This is a genomic window from Candidatus Poribacteria bacterium, assembly GCA_026706025.1.
Taxonomy (GTDB): domain Bacteria; phylum Poribacteria; class WGA-4E; order WGA-4E; family WGA-3G; genus WGA-3G.
This window is the reverse complement of the sequence record JAPOZO010000101.1, coordinates 20,042-41,489: the sequence shown is the minus strand read 5'-3', so window position 1 is coordinate 41,489 and position 21,448 is coordinate 20,042. Positions and strand designations below refer to the sequence as shown.

Here is a 21,448-nt window from a genome sequence, read left to right as displayed (position 1 = left end):
AAAAATCTGGTACTGCATATATGAACCTGCATTTCGACGATAAAACGCATGCCACTGTTGACATCTATCCGGACAAAGCGGTAGATCAGAGAAGTTTCTTTGAGGAAGTCGCTGGTGCCCTTGCTATTGATCCCATTGGAAAATTAGCAACAACTTGGGGTGTTATTAAACGCAAATAGAACATGCCACGGCTTCTATGGGCGTATTTTCTAATCCTACGGCGAGGTTTCCTAACCTCACGAGTAGTGTGTAAGGACAATCAAATGAAAGTGATTTTGACGTTAGGAATCGTGTTGGGGGTGCTGGTTAACTTCGCTCATGCGGAGATAGCAACACCAAAACCGCCTGAACAAAATGAAAAAAATATCGAAGTCTGCACCGAAAACCTGCTTGCTATCGGCAAGGCGATCCAAGCCTATCAGAAAGAGCATGGCGATTTTCCAGCATGGCTTTCAGATATCCATCCAAAACATTTGACAGATGAGAATGTGCTAATCTGCCCTTCAGATAAAGAAGGCGGTAAACCGATTTTTACGCAGAGTACAGATCCAGAAATGCCAGTGAGCTATAGCTATGAGCTTAACCCAAACTACAGAGCATCGAAAACTGAACAACGCAAGTTGTATGGTGATGCCATGCCGCTCGTCCGGTGTCGACATCATGAAAATGAAGAATTTATGGCTCTAAACTTGAGTTTTTCCTCAAGAATTTACTGGTCATCCAGTGTTTGGGAATACAGACCCGAAGAGATATACGAAAACCTTGAAGAAACCATTTCCACCTTGGCTGCTGGAATTCAGGAGCATCCAGACAACGAGGATCGGACTTATGTATATTTGGCACTTGTGCGCCTCTACATGAAAGTCGAACGAGCGGAAGATGCCGAGAATCTCACCAACCGTTATAAAGAAACACTAAAACCTGACAACCTTCGAGAACACTTTGTCCTCGGTGATATGCTTCGGATGATGAACCGGGATGAAGAGCTGCTGCAGCTTTTTACGAAACTTGAGGAGCAGTTCCCAGAAAACAGTGGTGTTTTCAGGAGACTTGCCAAGATTCATGAAAGATTAGGTAACACCGAACTGGCAAATGAATACCGCATAAAGGCTAATCCTGCGCTGGCGTTAATTGGTAAGACTGTGCCTAATTTTTCCGCTACGGACCTTGATGGCAATCCAATTTCACTTGTGCAATATCGTGGCAAAGTCGTCCTACTCGATTTTTGGGCAGTCTGGTGCGGTCCGTGCATCGCAGAAATGCCGAATGTCAAAAAAGTCTATGACACCTATAAAGACGAAGGATTTGACGTTATTGGTATTAGCCTTGACACTGATGAAGATATACTGCGGGATTACCTCAAAGAGAATGAGATTCCTTGGCGGCAGGTGTTTAGTGGGAAAGAAGGACAGAGCCCCGTCGCACGACAGTACCACATTAACTCAATCCCAACACCGTGGCTTATTGATAGAGATGGCACGTTAATTACGCATCAAGCGAGAGGGGACGCGTTAGAACGTCTGGTAGCAGATGCACTAAAAGATAAATTAGACTAATTATCAATTGAATTTCCAAGACTCACAGATTTTCTTTTTCGACGAAAAAGGGGAGGAAAATGGGACACCGACAATTTTTTACATGCCTCTTTTTGATTGCTATAATTCCACTAAGTACTAAAGCGTTGCCACCGCCTTCACCCGCGGGGGGTAACTATTTAGTCCTTGACGGGGTTGATGATTACGCCATTTTGGATTTTGAAACCTTTGGTTATCTCTTACCGGATGGCACGGAGGAATTCACCTTTGAAGCATGGATATATCCCACCACACCGCCCGACAACAAGGACACGTTATTGACAATACTTCATCAACAGGTGCGTATGGTCATCGTGAACGATGAATTCCAACCGTACCTAAATAATCTGGCTAATCTGCACAATATCGAACCCCTGAAAGGGGACCTCATCTTACTAATAAATGCCTATCGCTTTGGGGGAGCCAACAAAGGCAGGACCATACCTTTCCCATTCCCACTTGAGCTGAACCAATGGCACCACATCGCTTACCAGTCAAAAGGGGATCAGAAAATAACAATCGTCAATGATCTCGTAGGAATATGGCAAGACGGGGCACCTCTTGGACGCGTTGTTTTCTTGCGTCCACAAGACTTCGTGCTTGGAGGGTTTGGAAAAATAATTGAGATACCTGGTCGTCCGCCAGACAAAACGTTTTGGGGTTCCTTTACTGGATATATTGACGAGGTCCGCATCTCAACGGAGGCGCGTTACGATGTAGACAAAAAAGGCTTTATGCCAGACAACAAGTTCAAAAATGACGCAAAGACAGCTGCGTTGTGGCATTTTGATGAGCCGGGTGGCACCCAGCAATTTTCAGATGCATCGGGCAACGCACATCATCTGGAGGGTAAAAATGGCGCGAAAATTGGGAACGCGCTTGCTGTCGAAGCAGAAGGGAAACTCGCTATAACATGGGGACGACTTAAGCGATGAAACCTCTAAAATGATTTCTATCAGCAGCGTAAGGGGTACCGGTGTATAGGTAATTTTAGATTTTACTATAAATTTTTTGTGAGATAAATTATCATGGCAATGTAGGTACAACTAAATCTGCTCGCGCACCATGGGAGATTGTAACAGTGGAAAACGATGCTCAACTGATTCGCAGAATTCTGTCAGGCGACGATGATGCCTTTAACACTTTAGTTCAAAGGCACCAAAGGGGTGTTCACGCCCTTGCGTGGCGGAAGGTTAGCGATTTTCACTATGCTGAAGAAATTACACAAGATACCTTTCTTCAAGCATACAAGAAACTCTCAACACTCAAAAATCCGAATCAATTTGCGGGGTGGCTCTACGTCATCGCAAATCGACTTTGTATTAATTGGATCCAAAGACACAAACCCGCGATGCAGTCGCTGGAGGACACGCCTGTGGAAGAAATAGAAGAATCTTCTTATACCCATTATGCCGCGGAACAGCGCGAAGCAGAAGGCACCGAGCATCGTTATGCAATGGCCGAAAAACTTTTGTCCAAATTGCCAGAGAGCGAGCGTACGGTAATGACGCTCCACTATCTCGGTGAAATGACAGCGAAGGAGATCAGCAAATTCTTAGGAGTTTCCGTAAACACGATTACAAACCGTCTCTGGCGGGCGCGAAAGCGTTTGCGGGAGGACCAAGAACTCATGATTCAAGAAGTTCTCGGCGGCGTACAGTTCCCTGCCAATCTAACCGAGAACATCATGCGGGAAATCGCTGACCTGAAACCGACACCGCCTCCGGTCGCAAAGCCACTACTCCCGTGGGGTGCTGTTGGTATAGCGACCCTTCTGGTTACCATGCTATTAGGCGCAAGCAACCAATACCTCGCCCGCTTCCAGAAACCGTACAGTTTCGAGGCAGTAGCTGAACCCACGGTTGAAATTGTTGATACCGCTATCCTTCTTGATATTGATTCAAAACCCGATCTACGGAACCAGGTCGGACGACCAGTTTCCACCGATAAAAACATCGGGGCAGGACTACAGGCTGTTGAAACGCCTCTTGTGTCCGATACCCAGCGGAATTCTCTCGGACCCGCTACGTTGCAGTGGACACGGAAATCCGACATGCCAACAGCTCGAACGGGTTTTGCTACATCTGTCGTGAATGGAAAAGTGTTCGTGATAGGCGGGAACATACAACTCAAAAGGGGCGAATTTGGGGATATATCGGTTTCAAGAGTAGAAATGTACGACCCGAAAACCGACACATGGGAACGAAAATCGGATATGCCAACGGCGCGGGCTGGTGTATCTGTCTCAGTTGTGGATGGAAAAATCTACGCCATTGGTGGGTCAAAAACAAAGACAATTCAGGTGCCTCGCGGTTCCACTTTCGAGAGTGAAGAATTCGCAACCGTAGAAATGTATGATCCGGTTACGGACACATGGACCCAGAAAGCAGATATGCCGACACCAAAGAAAACCATGACCTGCGTTGTGAACGGAAAAATTTATGCCATTGGTGGGTGGTTAACTCCTAATGAAAAGCCGCACTTAGAAACTGTGGAGGTATATGATCCAGCAACGGACACATGGACAAAAGCCCAAAGCATGAACTGTGCGCGTTGTTCCGCAGCAATTGATGTTGTAAACGGAGAAATCTATGCTATAGGTGGGTTAGGTTCGCACCCTATTCAGGACCAGTCAGATCTGTATCTTTCCAGCGTTGAAGTATTCAATCCAAAAACGAATCAATGGCAAGAAAAAACAGAAATGCCTGCTCCGAAAGCATTGCACACAGCCAGCGTAATTGATGGAAAAATCTATGTCATAGGTGGTTACTTTAAGAAAGACAGGGAATTTAAAAAACTTTCAACGATTGAAATCTACGATCCCGCAACCGACCGTTGGACCCAAGCGTCGGACATGCCCATTGGTAAATGGGGACATAAAACTGAGGTGATAGATGGGCAAATCTATATTTTTGGGGGCGGCCCCGTGACGAGTGTCCAAGTTTACGACCCAAGATAAGTGGAAACGGGCAAACGATGAAAAAAAGTCGGTAATTGAATTTCCAATATTGTTTTTTCCAGATGTGTCTCCTTCTTCATTGGCGGGGTTTCTAACCTCGCCTTTTTCTTTTCCATGCAAGGTTTCGCTCACTCATATCTTCTGTAGAAGCGAGTGTTTTTGCTTGGGTATTTGATAGGGGTATTTGATAGGGTGTTTCTGCGGATTTCTGCGGATTTCTTGTCGCTCGCGATCATACCAAACCCCAACTGCTAATGGTTTCCATTTATACACTCTATCACATTCCATTTTTCCTGCAAAAAATGTGGCGGTTGTGATAGAATAAATGTAAATCGTGAGCACTAATACGACAAGGTAAATACTTTAAAATCAAACACAAATGCCTAAATCATGAAAATCACCGACGTTAAAACTTACGACTTACGCTACCCGCTCCTTGAACCCTTCGCGAATTCGCGCGGTTGGACGGGGACGCGGTCTGCCGTTGTGGTCGAAATTTGCACGGATGCCGGAATTACGGGTTGGGGTGAAGGTGTAAGTATCCCGTCCACCTCAGCGGTTGAAACACATCTGATTGGACAATCGCCCTTTGAAACGGAACGGATTTGGGAAGCGATGCGCGGCAACATCGGTGCCTTGAGCGGGATTGACATCGCCCTATGGGACATCATGGGCAAAGCACTCGATATGCCGATCTACCAACTCCTCGGTGGTGCGTTCCGATTGAAAATTCCGGCTTACGCAAGCGGACTTTTCAAGAAAGACAAACCCGACATAACCCAAACGTTGATGGATGAAGCGAAAGGCTATGTTGATGCAGGATTCCCCGCTGTCAAGATGAAGATCGGTTTCGGTGAGGCGTACGATGTGAAAAACGTCGCTGCAGTTCGACGCGCCATTGGTGACGATACCCTCTTCGCTGTTGATGCTAATTGTGGCTATGATGTCGGCACGGCAATTGACGTTGGGCAAAAGATATTAGACTACGACCTCTTTTGGTATGAAGAACCGATTACCAGTGACGATGTCGCAGGCTATCGGGAAATCCGAAACGCACTGAAGGTGAGAATTGCTGGTGGTGAGATGCTGATGGGACGTTGGGCGTTCCGCGACCTATTACAGAAACGCGGGTTGGATATTGTGCAACCGGATGTGAGCATCGCAGGCGGTTTCACGGAATGCCGAAAGATCGCCGCTATGGCGAGTGCAAATTACGTTCGAGTGCTACCGCACATGTGGGGTGGCAGCATTCGTCTCGCAGCAACCCTGCACTGGCAAGCCACCCTTCCAGACGCACCGCAGGCACTCAACGCGATCCCCTCACTCTTGGAGTTTGATATGACCGAAAACCGTCTCCGTACGGCACTGGCACAGCAACCGATAAACGCTATTGATGGCTATGTCAATGTCCCACAAGCACCCGGACTCGGAATTGAAATCGACCGAGATGTATTGGAAAAGTATGCATAAAAGCTTATCCGCTGGCGGTTTATTTTTCATAACAGAGTGTATCATCAATTACAAATCTTATTACAACGAAAACCGGTTTTTTGACAGGGGGCCCCACCCGTTACTGGGAAGAGGGAGAAAAACCGATCAGAAACCCCATAATTAAAAACATGAAAAACCGAATCTTAATTGTATGCCTCTTGCTCTTATCTGTGTGCAGCGTGCTCTTTCTCTATCATTTTCGCGTCGAAGCGGATTCGCGCACGCAGGAGTCTGTAGACGTAGTGTCATTTTCTCATGATCTATTTGATCAGGTTTTGCAGGAACATGTTGATAAAGAGGGACGCGTTAACTATACAAAACTGAAGGCGAACCCTGAAAAATTGGAGCGGTATTTGGATCTATTAGCGGTTGCCAAACCTACAGAATTGCCCTATAATGCACAGTTGGCGTTCTGGGTCAACGCTTACAACGCGCTTGTCATTAAAGGCGTTATTGATCACTACCCGACAACCAGCGTCCGAAAAGTCAAATGGTTCGGTGGGTTTTTCTCTCGACTAAAATTCCAAGTGGCAGGTGAAACTTACACACTCAATCAAATTGAACACGGCATTATCCGCACAGAATTCGTGGATCCGCGCGTTCACTTCATCCTTGTCTGTGCCTCGACGAGTTGTCCTCCCTTGGAAAACAGTGCTTTTTCCGCTGAAACAATTGAGGAACGTCTTGAGACTGCAACGTTCAAATTTGTTCAGAACCCTGAACAGGTTAGGATTGACCGCGCGAAACGTCGCGTCTACCTCTCGAAAATTTTTAAGTGGTACGACGATGATTTTACGGAAGGTTATGAGGGGGTAGCGGATTTTCTCACCGATTACCTGCCCCCTGAAGACGCTGAATTTTTGGCATCAACGGATGTGAAACTTCACCATTTGGACTATGACTGGACACTGAACGATCAACATTAGACATTATAAATTTGCAAATTAACTTTTAAATAAAGGAGTCGTCAGTCATCAGTCATCGGTTTTCAGTCAGAGATACCTTGTGGCGGTAACAGATAAAACTTCTGTCACAAGAGCGTAACTGAAAACTGAAAACTGAAAACTGAAAACTAATCATGGTAAATACTGCCGTTATCGGTTATGGTTACGCTGGACGCGCTTTTCATTCTTACCTCGTCGGCTTGGCAGATGGATTGAACCTTTACGCTATTGCCACGCGGAATGCTGAACGCCGCGAGGCTGCACGTCAAGCATACCCAAACGCACAAAACTATCAGACAATTGATGAAGTCATCGCAGATGATACCGTTGATCTCGTTGTATTAGCCACACCCCACGACACCCACGCCGAACTCGCTATCAAAGCAATGGATGCAGGTAAACACGTCGTCACAGACAAAATCATGGCGATGAATACCGATGAAGCGGACGCAATGATCGCCGCGAGTCAACGGAACGATGTTCTGCTCAGCGTCTTCCATAATCGCAGATGGGATTGGGACTATACCACGATCAGAAAGATTATTGACGACGGTCTGCTCGGAACACCTTATCTCTATCAAGTTGCGATTATGCGTTACGGCGCACCGGGGGGTTGGCGTGGCATTAAAAGCCAGAGCGGTGGCATCCTTTACGACTGGCCCGCGCACTTCGTCGATCAGGCACTGCAACTCGTAACGGCACCCGTTGAATCTGTCTTCTGTGATATTCACTACAACACGAGATGGAACACGGACATCGGTAACTACGGGAACCTCATTATCAAGTTTGAGAACGACGTCCGGTACCAGATTGAGATCGGCAACCTCTCAAAAGCCGAGAAACCGCGCTGGTATATCGTTGGAGATTTGGGTGGGTTGATCAAATACGGACTCGACCCGCAGGAGGGACCGATGCGCGAGGGTAACATTGATGCCGCGCAGCAAGACCCCGAAAACTATGCCAAAGTCTGGACAGAGGCAGGTGGTGAGAACCGTGAACTTGTCGTCGAAAGTATCCAGACGACGTGGAAATCCTACTACCAGAACATCGCAGACGTGCTGAACAAAGGCGAAGAACTGGTCGTCAAACCTGAGGAAATCCGAAAAGTCATGCAGGTCTACGACGCAGCGATGCAGTCTGCGGATAGTGGAGAGACGGTGCGGATATAGGAGGATTCCTAAATGAAAAGACAAAACATTTCAACAGGAATAAAATGGGAACCGATTGTAGGTTACTCACGGGCTGTCCGAATAGGACAACATGTCCATGTTTCAGGAACGACAGCAACAGATAAAAACGGCAAAATCGTTGGTGTGGGAGATGCCTACAAGCAGACAGTGCAGACCATAAGCAACATAGAAAATGCGCTCAGATCCGCCGGTGCTAGTCTGAAAGATGTGGTTCGCACACGTATCTATGTGACGGCTATCAACGATTGGGAGAAGGTTGGAATGGCACACGGTGAATTTTTTGGTGAAATTCGTCCCGCTACCAGCATGGTCGAAGTCAGCCGCTTGATTGAACCGGAAATGTTAGTGGAAATTGAAGCGGACGCGGTCGTGGTAAAATAGACATCTCTTACACACTGTGAAATCTCATTCATTTTAGTACACTTTCTAAAACTGTATCCAAAACTTCTAAAATAGCACTATATAATTCATCTTATAAGACCTTAGACAACATTAGGATTTTTTCTCATCGACACCCGATGGCAAGCCGTTAAGAGTCGGGATTTGGAAATCCCTCCTACAAGAAGGCGGGTAGATCCTAATCAAATTGTTCAGATTATGGACAATAGCGTTCATTTTTTGACACAATTGTTCCTTGAATTCCGAGGAATTAGGGGAAAAAAAGGCTTTCAGCGTTGGCATCGTATTTGCTACACAGTATGACACAAACAACTGGTCACAACGGAGAGACACAATGAAAACGAAAACACAGTATGGGTTCATACTGATATTACTCCTCGTATTTGCCGTTTTACAGAACGGTATAGCCGATCATCACGCAGCAGACACGTCAACATATACAGAATTAAACAAGCAGGTTGTCAAAAGCATTGACAAAGGGTTAGAGTGGCTCAAGGGACAACAAGCCGAGGATGGACTCTTCGCCAACCATCCCGGAATAACGGCTCTGGTACTCACCGCCTTTTTGCGGCATCCTGAAAAGAAATATGCAGAGGCGGATCATCCTTTCATCCAGAAAGGTCTTCAGCGATTGGTTGCGATGCAACAACCGAACGGTGCGATCTACGATGTTGAGATGCAGCCTGCACTGCCGAATTACAACACCTCTATCTCTGTAATGGCTCTTTCCTCAACCGGAAATCCAGAGTATAACTCTGTCATTGAAAAGGCGCAAGGCTTCCTGAAAAACCTACAAGTCACAGATGAGGAGAGCGTCTATTACGGTGGTATCGGTTATGGTAGCCGCCAAGATGTGAAAGACTTGTCCAACCTAAACATTGCTATCCAAGCCCTAAAAGAGAGTGGTTCTGATGACCAAGAGGTTTGGGACAAAGCGATTAAATTTCTCGAACGCACTCAGAATCGCAGTGAGAGCAACGATCAGAAATGGGCAGGCAACGATGGCGGTTTTATCTATTCGCCTGACGGTGAAAGCAAAGCCGGAACAGATGCCGCAGGAAGTCCGCGCTCCTACGCCAGTATGACGTATGCTGGTTTATTGAGCTTCATCTACGCGAATGTCGACAAGGACGATGAACGCGTGCAGGCTGCTTTCAAGTGGATAAATGAACACTTCACGCTTGAAGAAAACTACGGTATGGGTTCACAAGGGTTATACTATCACTATCACACAATGGCGAAAGCACTGCGGCTTTATGGTCAATCAACTTTTGTAGACGCAAAAGGCATCTCACACGATTGGTACCGAGAATTCGCAGAAAAAATGATTGAATTGCAGAAACCGGATGGATTCTGGGTGAATGAACAAAGTCGCTGGATGGAAGCAGATCCGAGACTCGTGACCGCTTACGTCGTTCTCGGTCTCGATACCGCTTACCCGAAATAGATGACCTATCTTACCAACCTTCCCGCCAAAGCCCCATGCTTAAGCTTGTGGGATGTAGGCGGGCTAAGGGTTTATGTCAAAAAAAAAACTTGACATTTACACAAAAATGTTGTATAAGTATACTGACACTTTGGACACCGTTCTGACCCTCTACAAACCCTGTAGAGGAGGTGTCCACTACCGTCAGAAGTAGTCAAAAAAGTGTTAGTGTTCAATACCACTGAAAAAGTATTTTGGGCAGTTCACGCGTAAGTTTCGGAGCGAAGGTGAAATCTCGCACGTTGTATTGCTGCCCACTTTTTCAACTTTTCTCTCTGTTTTCGGAGAGAGGTAGGCGGGGATAGCCAAGAACATTTCGACTTGATATGCCCGCGGAGATTTTTCACCCTTCGGGGAATCGCCTACTGGTGGAGCAGACATAAGACGTTCAACCTTCGGGAAGAACGCAAACTGCTACGAAGCCGAAGCCCCTATCTTCAGGTAGTGGGTGCTATCACAATATCTTTCACACTCCTGCGGGCGAGGTTCTTTAACCTTACCAGCGGGAATGAGGACTTCCGGAGCATGTAGGTGAAGCATGTACCAGTCAGTCAAAGTATCCGCAATTTCGCTGAAACCTATCAAATGGGATAAAGCCTCCAACGCTGAAAAATTGGAGGCTTTCTTCGTTGAAGCCGCCAAGGACGCGCCACAGTTAATTTTGGCGACCGAAGGTGTATTGGAAGGTTATGTCGTTATGGATATCATTGAAGGCAGAGCCACGCCAGAGGCGATGCTTGATATCGCAGAACCGCTTGATGGCGCATATATCCACCGATTCCGTAAACTTGCGAAGCAACTCAAGACGTGCCTCTGTTTCGGTTTCGCTGAACGGTGTGGTTCCGCCTCCGTCTACAATTCCGCTGTGTTTATTGACAGCAATGGTGAGATATGCGGTACCTATCATAAAACACAATTCGCCGAAGGCACACATCCATCGTGGAATTTTAACTGCATCGGCGAGACGATTCGTGCGTTCAACACACCCTTCGGACGCACCGGCATCTTAATTTGCAATGATCGGTGGAATCCATTGATTGCACGAACGCTGGTTTTAGATGGGGCGCAATTTCTACTGATCCCTTCCTATGGTTCAAAGGGCAAATCACAAAATCAAACCGTCCTCGCCAGAGCCCGTGAAAACGGTGTGCCGATTGTAGAAGCAAACGTCGGCATGAATCTCATCATCAGCAAAGGCGAAATTGTCGCCTACAAATGGGGAAACGACCAGATCAGCACCGCAGACATTGACATTCCCCAACCACCTTCAACCGAGGCTGCACGTCGCTCGGAGCAAGCGTATTTACAAACGCAGGGACCTGAGATGGAAGCACGTTATCAAAAAACCGTTGACCGTTTGCGGTAACACGGATACACTACCTATAGGATGTTACATCCCACAAATAGGTAACTCCATCAGAACCGCCACTTGCAAGCAGACGACTATCAGGCGAAAAAGCGAGAGATTGAATACCGCGCTTGTGTCCGATGAATGTTGCAATAGGCTTTCTTGTCGCTATATCCCATATTTGAACCGTCGGTTGCCGTCCACTCATACCGACAGCGATGCGGGTGCCATCAGGCGAAAATGTGAGGCATGTTGCGTTGACTGTACTCAGCGTTGCAATATCTTGCCAAGTTTTTGTAGATCGGATATCGGTTCTGCCAGCACTCGTAGCGAGAAGTGTGCCATCAGGCGAAAACGCTATCGCTCTGACTTCATCCAGATGTTTAAAGGTAGCAATATTTTCCCCCGTTGCTACATCCCATACCTTAGCCGTTCTATCCACAATACTATCGCGCAGGGAAAGGATATAGGTGATGCCATTGTGACCTTCCTGTTCTTCCCAATTGCGGCTACCACTACTCACCAGAAGTGTGCCATCAGGCGAAAAGGCAAGTGTTTTAATGGGACCTATATGACCGGACAATGTCTGCTGAAGTTCCTCAGTTTCCACGTTCCAAAGTCTGACCTTTTTGTCCTTCCCTCCGGTCGCTAACAATGTCGCATCGTCCGATATTTCAGCAGCCATAACCCGCGTCTCGTGTCGAAAAAGGACGACAATTTCCGCGCCCCAAAGTTTGACTGTGTTTTCAGGCATAATGCTAATCCCAAGATAGTCTCCTTCAGATGAGAGTGCCACTGTCTTAGTGTACCCACCAGTACTTGTGAGTGTTTTGACATGTGCCGCAGTTTTAATATCTCGCGCCCTGATTGTATTGTTCGCGCTAAGACTGATGAGATATTTTCCATCCGGTGAAAATTCGACATGCCCTCCCTCCGACGTATGTTCCGCAGGTAGTTTCTTCGCGTTTCTGCGAATCCACGCTTCCGTATCTGGATCAAGAGCGATAGGTGTACCATCCTCAACCCCTAATACATGAACAACCTCGTCGGAGAAGTACGTTGCGATAAGCGTTCCATCCGGTGAAAATGTGATAGATTTAGCCGATTCTGCGTGGGTAACAGACCAACGTTGTTTTCCAAGCGCAATATCCCACAATTTAATATCTCTGTCCTGATGGATACCACCCGTTGCCAAAAGTTTGCCATCGGGTGAAAACGCGACGCAACGAATACCCCCTTCATTGTAGGGCATGGTGTGACCGGACGGAAATGTGACAGATTTATGGTGGTCCGGGTGCGCAAAAGATCGGAGCTGCTTCCCAGTTTCAATGTCCCACAACTTTGTGGTCCCATCCATACTGCCTGTAGCCAAGCGTCTACCATCTGGCGAAAACAGGACTACCCTTATAGAATCTTCATGTTTGAAGGTGAAGCGGATTGCCCTATCAGCAACATCCCATAACGTAGCACTATTGTCCGAACTCCCTATCGCTAAGAGTTCTCCATCGGGTGAGAATGTAACCGAGGTCACAGCACCACCATGAAGAAAGATGGGAAGATCCGCCTCAACGTTTTCAATAAAAACATTCCACAATATTACACGACCGTCCCTATATCCAATAGCAACTTGGGCACTATCGGGTGAAAAAGCGACTGTTGATGGAATACGCCTATGTTCAGAAGAGAGTAGCGATAAAAATTCATCGGTGTAAGCGGAATAGAGCCATACACCAACACTGGATGCTACAGCCATGAGACTTCCATCTGGCGACACCGCGACATGGGATCTACCGCCTCTTCCAAATCGCGCAACTGCATCGGATGGTAAAGCAATCGTGGTTTCTTGTGGATAGATATTTGCTAAAACTTTTGGATCTATATCTACTGTTTCAACCTGCTTTGCCCGCCCTTTCTCGTCAACTAAAACTGTTGTGAAAAAAGAAAAAGATATTAAATTGGCAAGGAGCAATGCAAGGATTGATAGCATACATTTAAACATTGGCGCGTTTCCTTAGATGGTGGTTAATAGGGACCTTTGGTCACTTAAAATTATCCAAACTTAAGTCGTAATTATAAAGAGGTAGATTTTGAAAAAAAGGTTTAAAAAAATGAAAAATTCAGAGACACACCTATCAGATATTCCATGCTGAACCGAATAGATTGACTGAGAAACCGGTTCCGAGATGCTCAACATTTTCAGAAGCTTCCCTTCAGGTCAATCACTGGTACTATCCTAACATATCTGTAAAAAAACAAGAAACCCTTTTCGCTTTATGTGAAACTTGCTTAAACCTATCTCCGTTAAGTCAGTCAAATACCTCTATGTTCTTAATGACATATCAAAAATACACGAATAGATCCGTTAAAATACTTAGGAGAAAACATGCGTTTAATTGAAGGAATATCTATTGGGGTCGCTGCAATTCGAGCGCACAAAATGCGTTCGCTATTAACGATGTTAGGAATTATCATCGGTATCGCAGCGGTCCTGGCAATGATCGCCATTGGTGATGGTGCTAAAGAAATTGTAATACAGGATGTCCAAAAGTTAGGCGGCGCGACCCGATTCACACTCTACCATACATCATACAAACGCGAAAATAACAGATGGATCCGCATCCGTAGCAGTGAATACATGGCATACGAAGATGTATTGGCAATCGAAGCAGAATGCCCTTCCGTGAGCGCAGTCACGCCTCGACTTGCCGACTGGAGAGGCGTTTTGTTTCAAGCCTCGGATGGTACTGAAGCCTACGCCGGTTATAACGGCGTAGATGCCACCTATACAACCGCAATGGGTTGGGATGTCAAAGAGGGACGCTTCATTACAGATGGAGATGTCGAAAACGCAGCAAGAATCTGTGTACTGGGTGATGAACTCGCGACCGAACTGTTTGGTAATCAATCTCCGATCGGACAAGAAATCAAAATTGTAAAAAGGATTCGCTACCGCGATCAATGGGGACGGAGGGCAAGCAGGCGATCCACCGAACGCCTCACGGTTGTTGGGACAATGGTGCAAAGGGGTACCAGTCTCCAGTTCGGCTGGTGCTACGACAATCTCGCTTTTATCCCTATATCAACCGTACAAGAACGCTTCACCGGTAACGATAGGATTGGGGACATTATGGTTTTTGCAAACACCATTGACGTTATCCCGAAAGCAATTGAAGAAGTGAGAACAGTCATCAGAAAACGACATAGAGACCAAGATGACTTCGTTAGAATTCGGGCGATGCGTTCAGGCATGGCACAATTAGAAAAAATCAGCAAGGTGATTAAAGTCGCCTTAGGCAGCATCGCCGGGTTCTCGCTCCTCGTCGGTGGCATCGGTATTATGAATATGATGTTAGTCGCCGTCACTGAACGTACGCGCGAGATCGGCTTACGAAAAGCACTCGGTGCCAAACCTTTAGATATCCTACTTCAATTCTTGATAGAAGCCGTAATCATGTGTGGTGTTGGTGGCGCAATTGGCGTTGGATTAGGTATCTTTGCCGGCGAAGGTATGGCGATGCTCGCCGTCAAAATCGCTAAAATTGTGCCCGAATGGCCCGCCGTCGTCTCTATGGAGTGGGTACTCATCTCGGTATCGTTCTCCGCGGCGATCGGTATCTCCTTTGGACTCTATCCTGCCATAAAAGCCTCTATGCTCCAGCCCAAGGAGGCTCTACGCACAGACTAAACCCAGCATTCAAGTAACATCTGTTCTTGTAGGCGCGCTCAGAAAGCGCGCCTTAATTTTTTCATTTCCATCCCCAGAACCGACATCAATCCAGAATCAGAGATTAACCGCTATAAACCTATTTCGCTTAATTACGTCTAATTAATCCAAACAACGTGACTACAATCAATACATAATTTTAAAGGTTTTGGAAACATTATATGCGTCTAATTGAAGGACTCTCCATCGGAATCTCCGCTATCCGCGCAAATAAGATGCGCTCGTTGCTTACAATGCTCGGTATTATCATCGGCGTCGCTGCAGTGCTGGCAATGATAGCTATCGGTGATGGTGCCAAGATAATTGTGCTACAAGATGCACAAAAATTAGGCGGCGCGAACCAGTTCACAATGTATCGAACGTCGTATAAACGAGAAGGTGGACGCTGGATTCGCATCCGTAGCAACGAATACATGGAATATGAAGATGTCCTCGCGATTGAAGCCGAATGTCCGTCGGTCAGGGCAGTCACACCTCGAATCCCAGATTGGAAAGGGTTGTTAATTCAAACCGCTGACGGAACCGAAACCCGCGCAGGCTATAACGGCGTAGATGCCGCCTATCCAACCGCAATGGATTGGGATGTTCAAGAGGGACGTTTTATTACAGACGCAGATGTCGAAAATTCAACGAAAATCTGTGTCCTCGGCGAAGAAGTCGTTACTGAACTCTTCGGCGACAAGTCGCCTTTGGGACAGGAGATCAAAATCGCAAAAGGGAGTGGTCGTTATGACCGATGGGGACGTAGAGACAGTAAACGCTCCACAGAACGGTTCACGGTCGTCGGAACAATGATGCCTCGCGGGCGAAGCCTCCGGTTCGGTTGGAGTTACGATAATCTCGTCTTTATACCGATCTCTACAGTCCAAGAACGGTTCACGGGCGATAACCGAATTCAGGATATCGTCGTCTACGCGCATACCGTCGCGGATGTCCCGAAGGCAATTGAGGAGGTAAAAACAGTTATCCGAAAGCGGCACAAGGGCGACGATAAATTCGTTGGAATCTTTGAGATGCGTTCAGGCATGGCACAATTAGAGAAAATTAGTAAGATGATTAAAATCGCCTTGGGCAGTATCGCAGGGTTTTCACTCCTCGTCGGTGGTATTGGTATTATGAATATGATGCTCGTCGCTGTGAGTGAGCGAACCCGCGAGATCGGCTTACGCAAGGCTCTCGGTGCTAAACCCTTCGATATTCTGGCACAGTTCTTGATGGAAGCTATTGTCATATGCAGTGTCGGCGGCGCAATCGGCATTGGGTTGGGTATCTTTGCTGGTGAAGGCATGGCAATGCTCGCCGTCAAAATCGCCAAAATCGTACCCGAATGGCCCGCTGTTATCTCTACGCAATGGATATTGATCTCCGTGTCGTTTTCGGCTGTGATCGGTATCTTGTTCGGGTTATATCCTGCGGTAAAAGCATCATCGCTCTCGCCGATTGAAGCACTCCGCACGGAATAGCCCACGCCAACACAATACGGAATACTAAACCGATTTCAGGGGATTGCGTCTAATGAAGTGGTCAGTTTCATGAAAATCGCAATTTAGGATCGCCTCTAAGAAAATTATTCCAAAAAAAGCGAACTTTGTTTACCCTTCTTTGTCTAAAAATTAAGCATAGGAACACACTTAATTTGGAGGCGAGAAATGCGTATATTTGAAGGGTTATCTGTTGGAGTTTCTGCGATTCGCAGCAATAAGTTGCGCTCCTTGCTTACCATGCTCGGTATTATCATCGGTGTGGCCGCGGTACTGGCGATGATCGCTATCGGGGATGGTGCCAAGGCGATTGTGCTGCAAGACGCAGAGAAATTAGGCGGTGTGAATCAGTTTACGATGTACCGCAGTTCTTACAAACGGGTTGGAAGTCGTTGGATGCCGAACCGTAGCAACGAATACTTTGAATTTGAAGACGTGTTAGCGATTGAAGCGGAATGTCCATCTGTGGAGGTTGTCGTGCCGCGAATTCCAGAATGGCGAGGTGTCCTCGTCCAAGTCGCCGATGGCTCTGAAGCACGAACAGGCTATAACGGCGTAAACTACACGTTCGCGGAGGCGATGGATTGGGACGTTGTGCAAGGCCGGTTCATTTCTGAAGAAGATATTGAAAACGAAACAAAAGTCTGTGTATTAGGTACAGAGGTTGTGATGACCTTATTCGGTAACGCCTCACCTATAGGTCAAGAAATTAAGATTAGCAGAGGCGGCGATCGGTATAGCCGGTACGGGCGAAAGGAAGAAAATCGCTTAACAGAACGGTTTACCGTCGTCGGAACGATGGCACCCCGCGGGCGAAGCCTACGATTTGGGTGGAACTTGGATGACATGGTCTTTCTCCCACTCACAACAACACAGAAACGTTTCACGGGCAACGATAGGATTATGATGCTTTCCGTCCACGCCAATACCGTTGAAGAGGTTCCACAAGCGATTGAAGAGGTGAAAGCCGTTATGCGGAAACGGCATAAGAACCAAGACGATTTCTTTTCGCTCAGGGATATGCGCGAAGGCATGGCGCAATTGGAGAAAATCGGTAAAGTCATAAAAATCGCACTTGGGAGTATCGCAGGGTTCTCGCTTCTCGTCGGTGGCATCGGCATTATGAACATGATGTTGGTCGCTGTAACCGAACGCACGCGTGAGATTGGGCTCCGAAAAGCACTCGGGGCAAAACGTGCGGACATTCTGGTGCAGTTCTTAATAGAAGCCGTTGCTATGTGTGCTGTCGGAGGGGCAATCGGGGTTCTGGTAGGTCTATTTGCTGGTGAAGGGATGGCACTCCTTGCTGTTAAAATCGTCCAAATTGTACCCGAATGGCCCTCGGTTATCTCCACACAGTGGATACTGATTTCCGTGTCATTTTCAGCCATAATCGGTATCTCTTTCGGGCTATATCCTGCAATAAAAGCATCAGCACTCTCACCGATCGAAGCACTACGTGCCGAGTAGGAGGCACTATAAATGAATTTGATTGAATGTATCATTTTAGGGATTTCGAGTTTGCGGCGAAACCCGCTCCGCTCCGCCTTGACGATCTTAGGGATTATCGTGGGTGTTGGATCCGTTGTCAGCATGGTATCCGTCGGAGACGGATCAAGTGCCATGGTTCTACGTGAGATTGAGCGAACCGGTGGTACGAAAATCATTGAAATCTATAAAGACGATTGGGACAAACAGTCTGGAACACTGAGTCGCGCAGCTGGGGAAGCCGTACGCGGCAGAGGCCGCTGGCAAAGGAATCGCGCCGAGAACTTGGAAACCGAGGATGCTTTTGAGATCTTAAAGTATGCCCGCGGTGTTATTGATGTCGTTGCTGAGGATGATATGGGCGGATGGAACGTGAATTATAAAGGACGATCAAAGGAATCCCGTATCGTCGCCTCAACCGCTGGATACGACCGATCGCATAACTGGTACCCCTCAAGTGGTAGATTCTTCACCGCTGAAGAGGTGGAAGCTGCGAGTAGCGTCGCTGTGATTGGCTCGAAAATTGCCGAAGAAGTCTTCCTTGAAGAAGACCCTATAGGGAGAGAAATCAAAGCCTCGCGTCCGTCTTATTGGCGCGGAATGAGTGGACTTTATGAGGTACGTCTCAAAGTGATTGGTGTGATGGAAGAGAAAGGCGACGCAATGGATACTTCCGGTTGGGATGACCGGTTCATTATTCCGATAACCACACTCCAACAGCGTTTCAAAGGACGCCAAGACGTTGAACGCATCCGTGTCGAAGCCGTTGATGTTGATACTATCCCCACCGCAATAGTGGATGCCAAAGATATATTAGGGAGACAGCACAACAACACCGGTGAAGAATATAACTATTGGACAGCTACAGAGGAATTAGCAACCGCCAATAAGGTCGGCTTGGTCATGAAAGCCTTGATGGGCGGCATCGCTGCTATCGCGCTCATGGTCGCGGGTATCGGCGTGATGAATATTATGCTCGTCTCTGTCACTGATCGGACAAAGGAAATTGGGCTCCGGAAAGCACTCGGTGCTACGCGGAACGATATTTTAGCCCAATTCTTGATCGAGGCATCGGTGCTGACGCTTGCGGGGGGTATTCTTGGTGCGATCTTAGGTGTCTTTATGGGGCGCGGTACAGCTGCACTCATCTCTAAGTTCGTCTGGGAAGGTAGCAACTGGCCCTCGGTCATCTCATTTGGAACGATGGTGATTGCGTTACTCGTCTCTGTCGCAATCGGTGTCTTCTTCGGGTTATACCCTGCCAACAAGGCAGCGAAATTGACACCTGTCGAGGCACTTCGGACCGATTAGTCAGAGGAATGGCTGTCAGCCTTCGGCTGTCAGCAGTCAGAAAGAGAACCTGATAGCCGAAGGCTGATGGCTAACGGCTACTATAGGAGGGATTAGCCTTGAAAAATCTAATTATTACTGTCGCCGTTGTCTTGGTCCTCGTTGTAGCAATCGGTTGGGTTGTGCTTGGACGTAGCAAAAACGGTGCCGATCCGGCTGCATTGAAAAAAGTCGAGGTCGTTGAACGCGGCGATTTCCAAATGAGTATCCGCGCCACCGGCAACCTAGAACCGCTTATTGACGTAGAGGTCAAATCCAACGTCGAAGGTGAGATCGTTGGACTTCATGTTAAAAACGGTGAATACGTAGAAGAAGGTCAAGTCCTGATAGAACTCGATCCCGAACTCTATGAGGAAGAAAAAAAACAGGCGGAAGCGGATGTCCGAGCTGCTAAAGCGCAACTCAAGCAGGCGGATCTGAACATCTTACTCAAAAAGGAACGCCTCGAAAGCCAGTTGGTTCAGGCTGAATCCGACTTTAAAATCGCTCAGGCGAATTTTGAGACGACACAAGCCTCAACCATAACACAAATCAATCAAGCAGAAACAGACATTCTGACCGCGAAAAACTCACTTGACCAAGATAACATCGCTCTGGAGCAAGCCCGAATCGCGCTTGAACAGGCAAAAATCACACTGTCTGAACAGGAGACATCACTAAATTCAGCCAAGATTGCCTGGGATAACGCGAAATCGGAACTCGATCGAAATACCGAACTTTATGACAAGGAATTGGTTTCCAAAAAAGCGTTGGAAGACGCGCAAGCTGGACACGTGAACGCCAAGGTGCAATATGAAAACGCCGAAAAACGGGTGGAATCACAGAAACAGACGATCACTTCACAGCAAAGAACGATTAAAGTACGAGAAACTTCCATAGCATCACGCGAATTAACATTGGAAAACCAGAAGCACAACCTTGAAGATCTGAAAAAGATGCGGAAAAATTCAGAAGAAGAAGCCAGACTCCGCGTCGAAAATTCTCGAACCCGTTTAGACGAATTGAATCTCACTCTTGAAAACGAGAAATCTCTAACCGAGCAATCCAGAGTGAGTGCCGACGCCAATCGACTCCGACGCGAGAGTACGCTGAAAAACCAGACAGAACGGCTGGAATGGACGACCATCAAGGCTCCTATGGCAGGAATCATCACACTTCTCGAACTTGAAGAGGGTGAAATCGTGACTTCCGGACGTTCAGCATTCTCGCAAAGTCCACCGTTGATGACCATCGTTGACCCATCAAAAATGGTCGTCAAAACCTTCATCAACGAAGTGGATATGGAACGGTTGAAAGACGGACAACGAGCAGAAATCAAAGTCGATGCCTACCAGACCAAAACATACGAAGGTAGGGTTTATGAGATATCGCCCAGTGGACAGCAACAGGACAATATCATCTCTTTTGAGGTAATGATAGAAGTACTTGGATCCCCAGAGGAACTCAAACCCGGTATGAGCACAGATGTTGACATCATCACCTACGAGGAGAAAAATGTACTCATGGTGCCCATTGATGCCCTCATCAACGAAAAACGTGTGACGGTCAACGCACTGGTGGGTAATACATCTCCTTTCAAACCGAAGCAACCCATTGAGATGCAGACCATTAGCGAGAAGATATTCAATGGCACGGTTGAGAGCGTTGGGGACGGTAGCGTCACCATCAGTTTGGATAGCAGCCAACGTGGGATTATGCCAGGCCCCTCGACTGTATCACTTCTGATCAAAGGGAAAAAGGAAGCCGACGGTGTCCGCGCCCAGGTAAATGTCTCAAAAGGGAAGTTCGTCATGTTGGATGATGGCAGTGCTAAAGGCAAGAGAACGCCCGTTGAAACAGGCATGCAAAACGAGACGAAAGTCGTTATCACAAGCGGTGCCACCGAAGGCGACCGAGTTATTCTGCAAAAAAGAAAACCGCCACAAGGCGGCGGTTGGGGAAAATAAGATAACTTAATCTATATCACAAGCGGTTATCGGCTATCAGCCTTCAGCAATCGGAAAGAGGTTTTGAA

At 47.2% G+C, this 21,448-nt stretch carries 16 protein-coding genes; 14 read left to right on the top strand and 2 right to left on the bottom strand.

Annotated elements, in window-relative coordinates:
* Positions 1–263 precede the first annotated feature (263 nt).
* From OXH00_25865 to OXH00_25830, 8 genes are all read left to right on the top strand, one after another.
* Positions 264–1,556 (top strand): redoxin domain-containing protein, encoded by a 1,293-nt coding sequence (locus OXH00_25865; GenBank protein MCY3744457.1) that lies wholly within the window; start codon positions 264–266, stop codon positions 1,554–1,556.
* Between the two features lie 59 nt (positions 1,557–1,615).
* Positions 1,616–2,509, top strand: coding sequence for a hypothetical protein (locus OXH00_25860; GenBank protein MCY3744456.1), 894 nt, complete (start codon positions 1,616–1,618; stop codon positions 2,507–2,509).
* A 146-nt stretch (positions 2,510–2,655) separates the two neighbouring features.
* A complete protein-coding gene (locus OXH00_25855) occupies positions 2,656–4,533 on the top strand; it encodes a sigma-70 family RNA polymerase sigma factor (protein ID MCY3744455.1) in 1,878 nt (625 codons plus the stop codon).
* A gap of 390 nt (positions 4,534–4,923) precedes the next feature.
* A complete protein-coding gene (locus tag OXH00_25850) occupies positions 4,924–6,003 on the top strand; it encodes a mandelate racemase/muconate lactonizing enzyme family protein (GenBank protein MCY3744454.1) in 1,080 nt (359 codons plus the stop codon).
* 263 nt (positions 6,004–6,266) lie between these two features.
* A complete protein-coding gene (locus OXH00_25845) occupies positions 6,267–6,950 on the top strand; it encodes a DUF547 domain-containing protein (protein ID MCY3744453.1) in 684 nt (227 codons plus the stop codon).
* Between the two features lie 152 nt (positions 6,951–7,102).
* Positions 7,103–8,137 (top strand): Gfo/Idh/MocA family oxidoreductase, encoded by a 1,035-nt coding sequence (locus tag OXH00_25840; GenBank protein ID MCY3744452.1) that lies wholly within the window; start codon positions 7,103–7,105, stop codon positions 8,135–8,137.
* A gap of 12 nt (positions 8,138–8,149) precedes the next feature.
* Positions 8,150–8,539, top strand: a complete 390-nt coding sequence (locus OXH00_25835; GenBank protein ID MCY3744451.1) for a RidA family protein — start codon at positions 8,150–8,152, stop codon at positions 8,537–8,539.
* Between the two features lie 352 nt (positions 8,540–8,891).
* Positions 8,892–10,004, top strand: coding sequence for a terpene cyclase/mutase family protein (locus OXH00_25830; protein ID MCY3744450.1), 1,113 nt, complete (start codon positions 8,892–8,894; stop codon positions 10,002–10,004).
* A 204-nt stretch (positions 10,005–10,208) separates the two neighbouring features.
* Here the strand turns inward: OXH00_25830 and OXH00_25825 are convergent, their stop codons facing one another.
* Positions 10,209–10,424 carry a hypothetical protein gene (locus OXH00_25825; GenBank protein ID MCY3744449.1) on the bottom strand — a complete coding sequence of 72 codons (216 nt, stop codon included), beginning with the start codon at positions 10,422–10,424 and terminating at the stop codon, positions 10,209–10,211.
* A gap of 157 nt (positions 10,425–10,581) precedes the next feature.
* Between OXH00_25825 and OXH00_25820 the strand changes: the two genes are divergently transcribed.
* A complete protein-coding gene (locus OXH00_25820) occupies positions 10,582–11,409 on the top strand; it encodes a carbon-nitrogen hydrolase family protein (protein MCY3744448.1) in 828 nt (275 codons plus the stop codon).
* A 10-nt stretch (positions 11,410–11,419) separates the two neighbouring features.
* On the opposite strand, the gene OXH00_25815 is transcribed toward OXH00_25820, so the two are convergent.
* Positions 11,420–13,390 carry a WD40 repeat domain-containing protein gene (locus OXH00_25815; GenBank protein MCY3744447.1) on the bottom strand — a complete coding sequence of 657 codons (1,971 nt, stop codon included), beginning with the start codon at positions 13,388–13,390 and terminating at the stop codon, positions 11,420–11,422.
* A gap of 384 nt (positions 13,391–13,774) precedes the next feature.
* Between OXH00_25815 and OXH00_25810 the strand changes: the two genes are divergently transcribed.
* From OXH00_25810 to OXH00_25790, 5 genes are all read left to right on the top strand, one after another.
* The gene (locus tag OXH00_25810) at positions 13,775–15,076 is read left to right on the top strand and encodes an ABC transporter permease (protein MCY3744446.1); all 1,302 of its coding nucleotides are present in this window, start codon (positions 13,775–13,777) and stop codon (positions 15,074–15,076) included.
* A gap of 200 nt (positions 15,077–15,276) precedes the next feature.
* Positions 15,277–16,578 (top strand): ABC transporter permease, encoded by a 1,302-nt coding sequence (locus OXH00_25805; protein MCY3744445.1) that lies wholly within the window; start codon positions 15,277–15,279, stop codon positions 16,576–16,578.
* A 186-nt stretch (positions 16,579–16,764) separates the two neighbouring features.
* Positions 16,765–18,066 (top strand): ABC transporter permease, encoded by a 1,302-nt coding sequence (locus OXH00_25800; protein ID MCY3744444.1) that lies wholly within the window; start codon positions 16,765–16,767, stop codon positions 18,064–18,066.
* A gap of 12 nt (positions 18,067–18,078) precedes the next feature.
* A complete protein-coding gene (locus OXH00_25795) occupies positions 18,079–19,395 on the top strand; it encodes an ABC transporter permease (protein MCY3744443.1) in 1,317 nt (438 codons plus the stop codon).
* Between the two features lie 98 nt (positions 19,396–19,493).
* Positions 19,494–21,380 (top strand): HlyD family efflux transporter periplasmic adaptor subunit, encoded by a 1,887-nt coding sequence (locus OXH00_25790; GenBank protein MCY3744442.1) that lies wholly within the window; start codon positions 19,494–19,496, stop codon positions 21,378–21,380.
* Positions 21,381–21,448 lie beyond the last annotated feature (68 nt).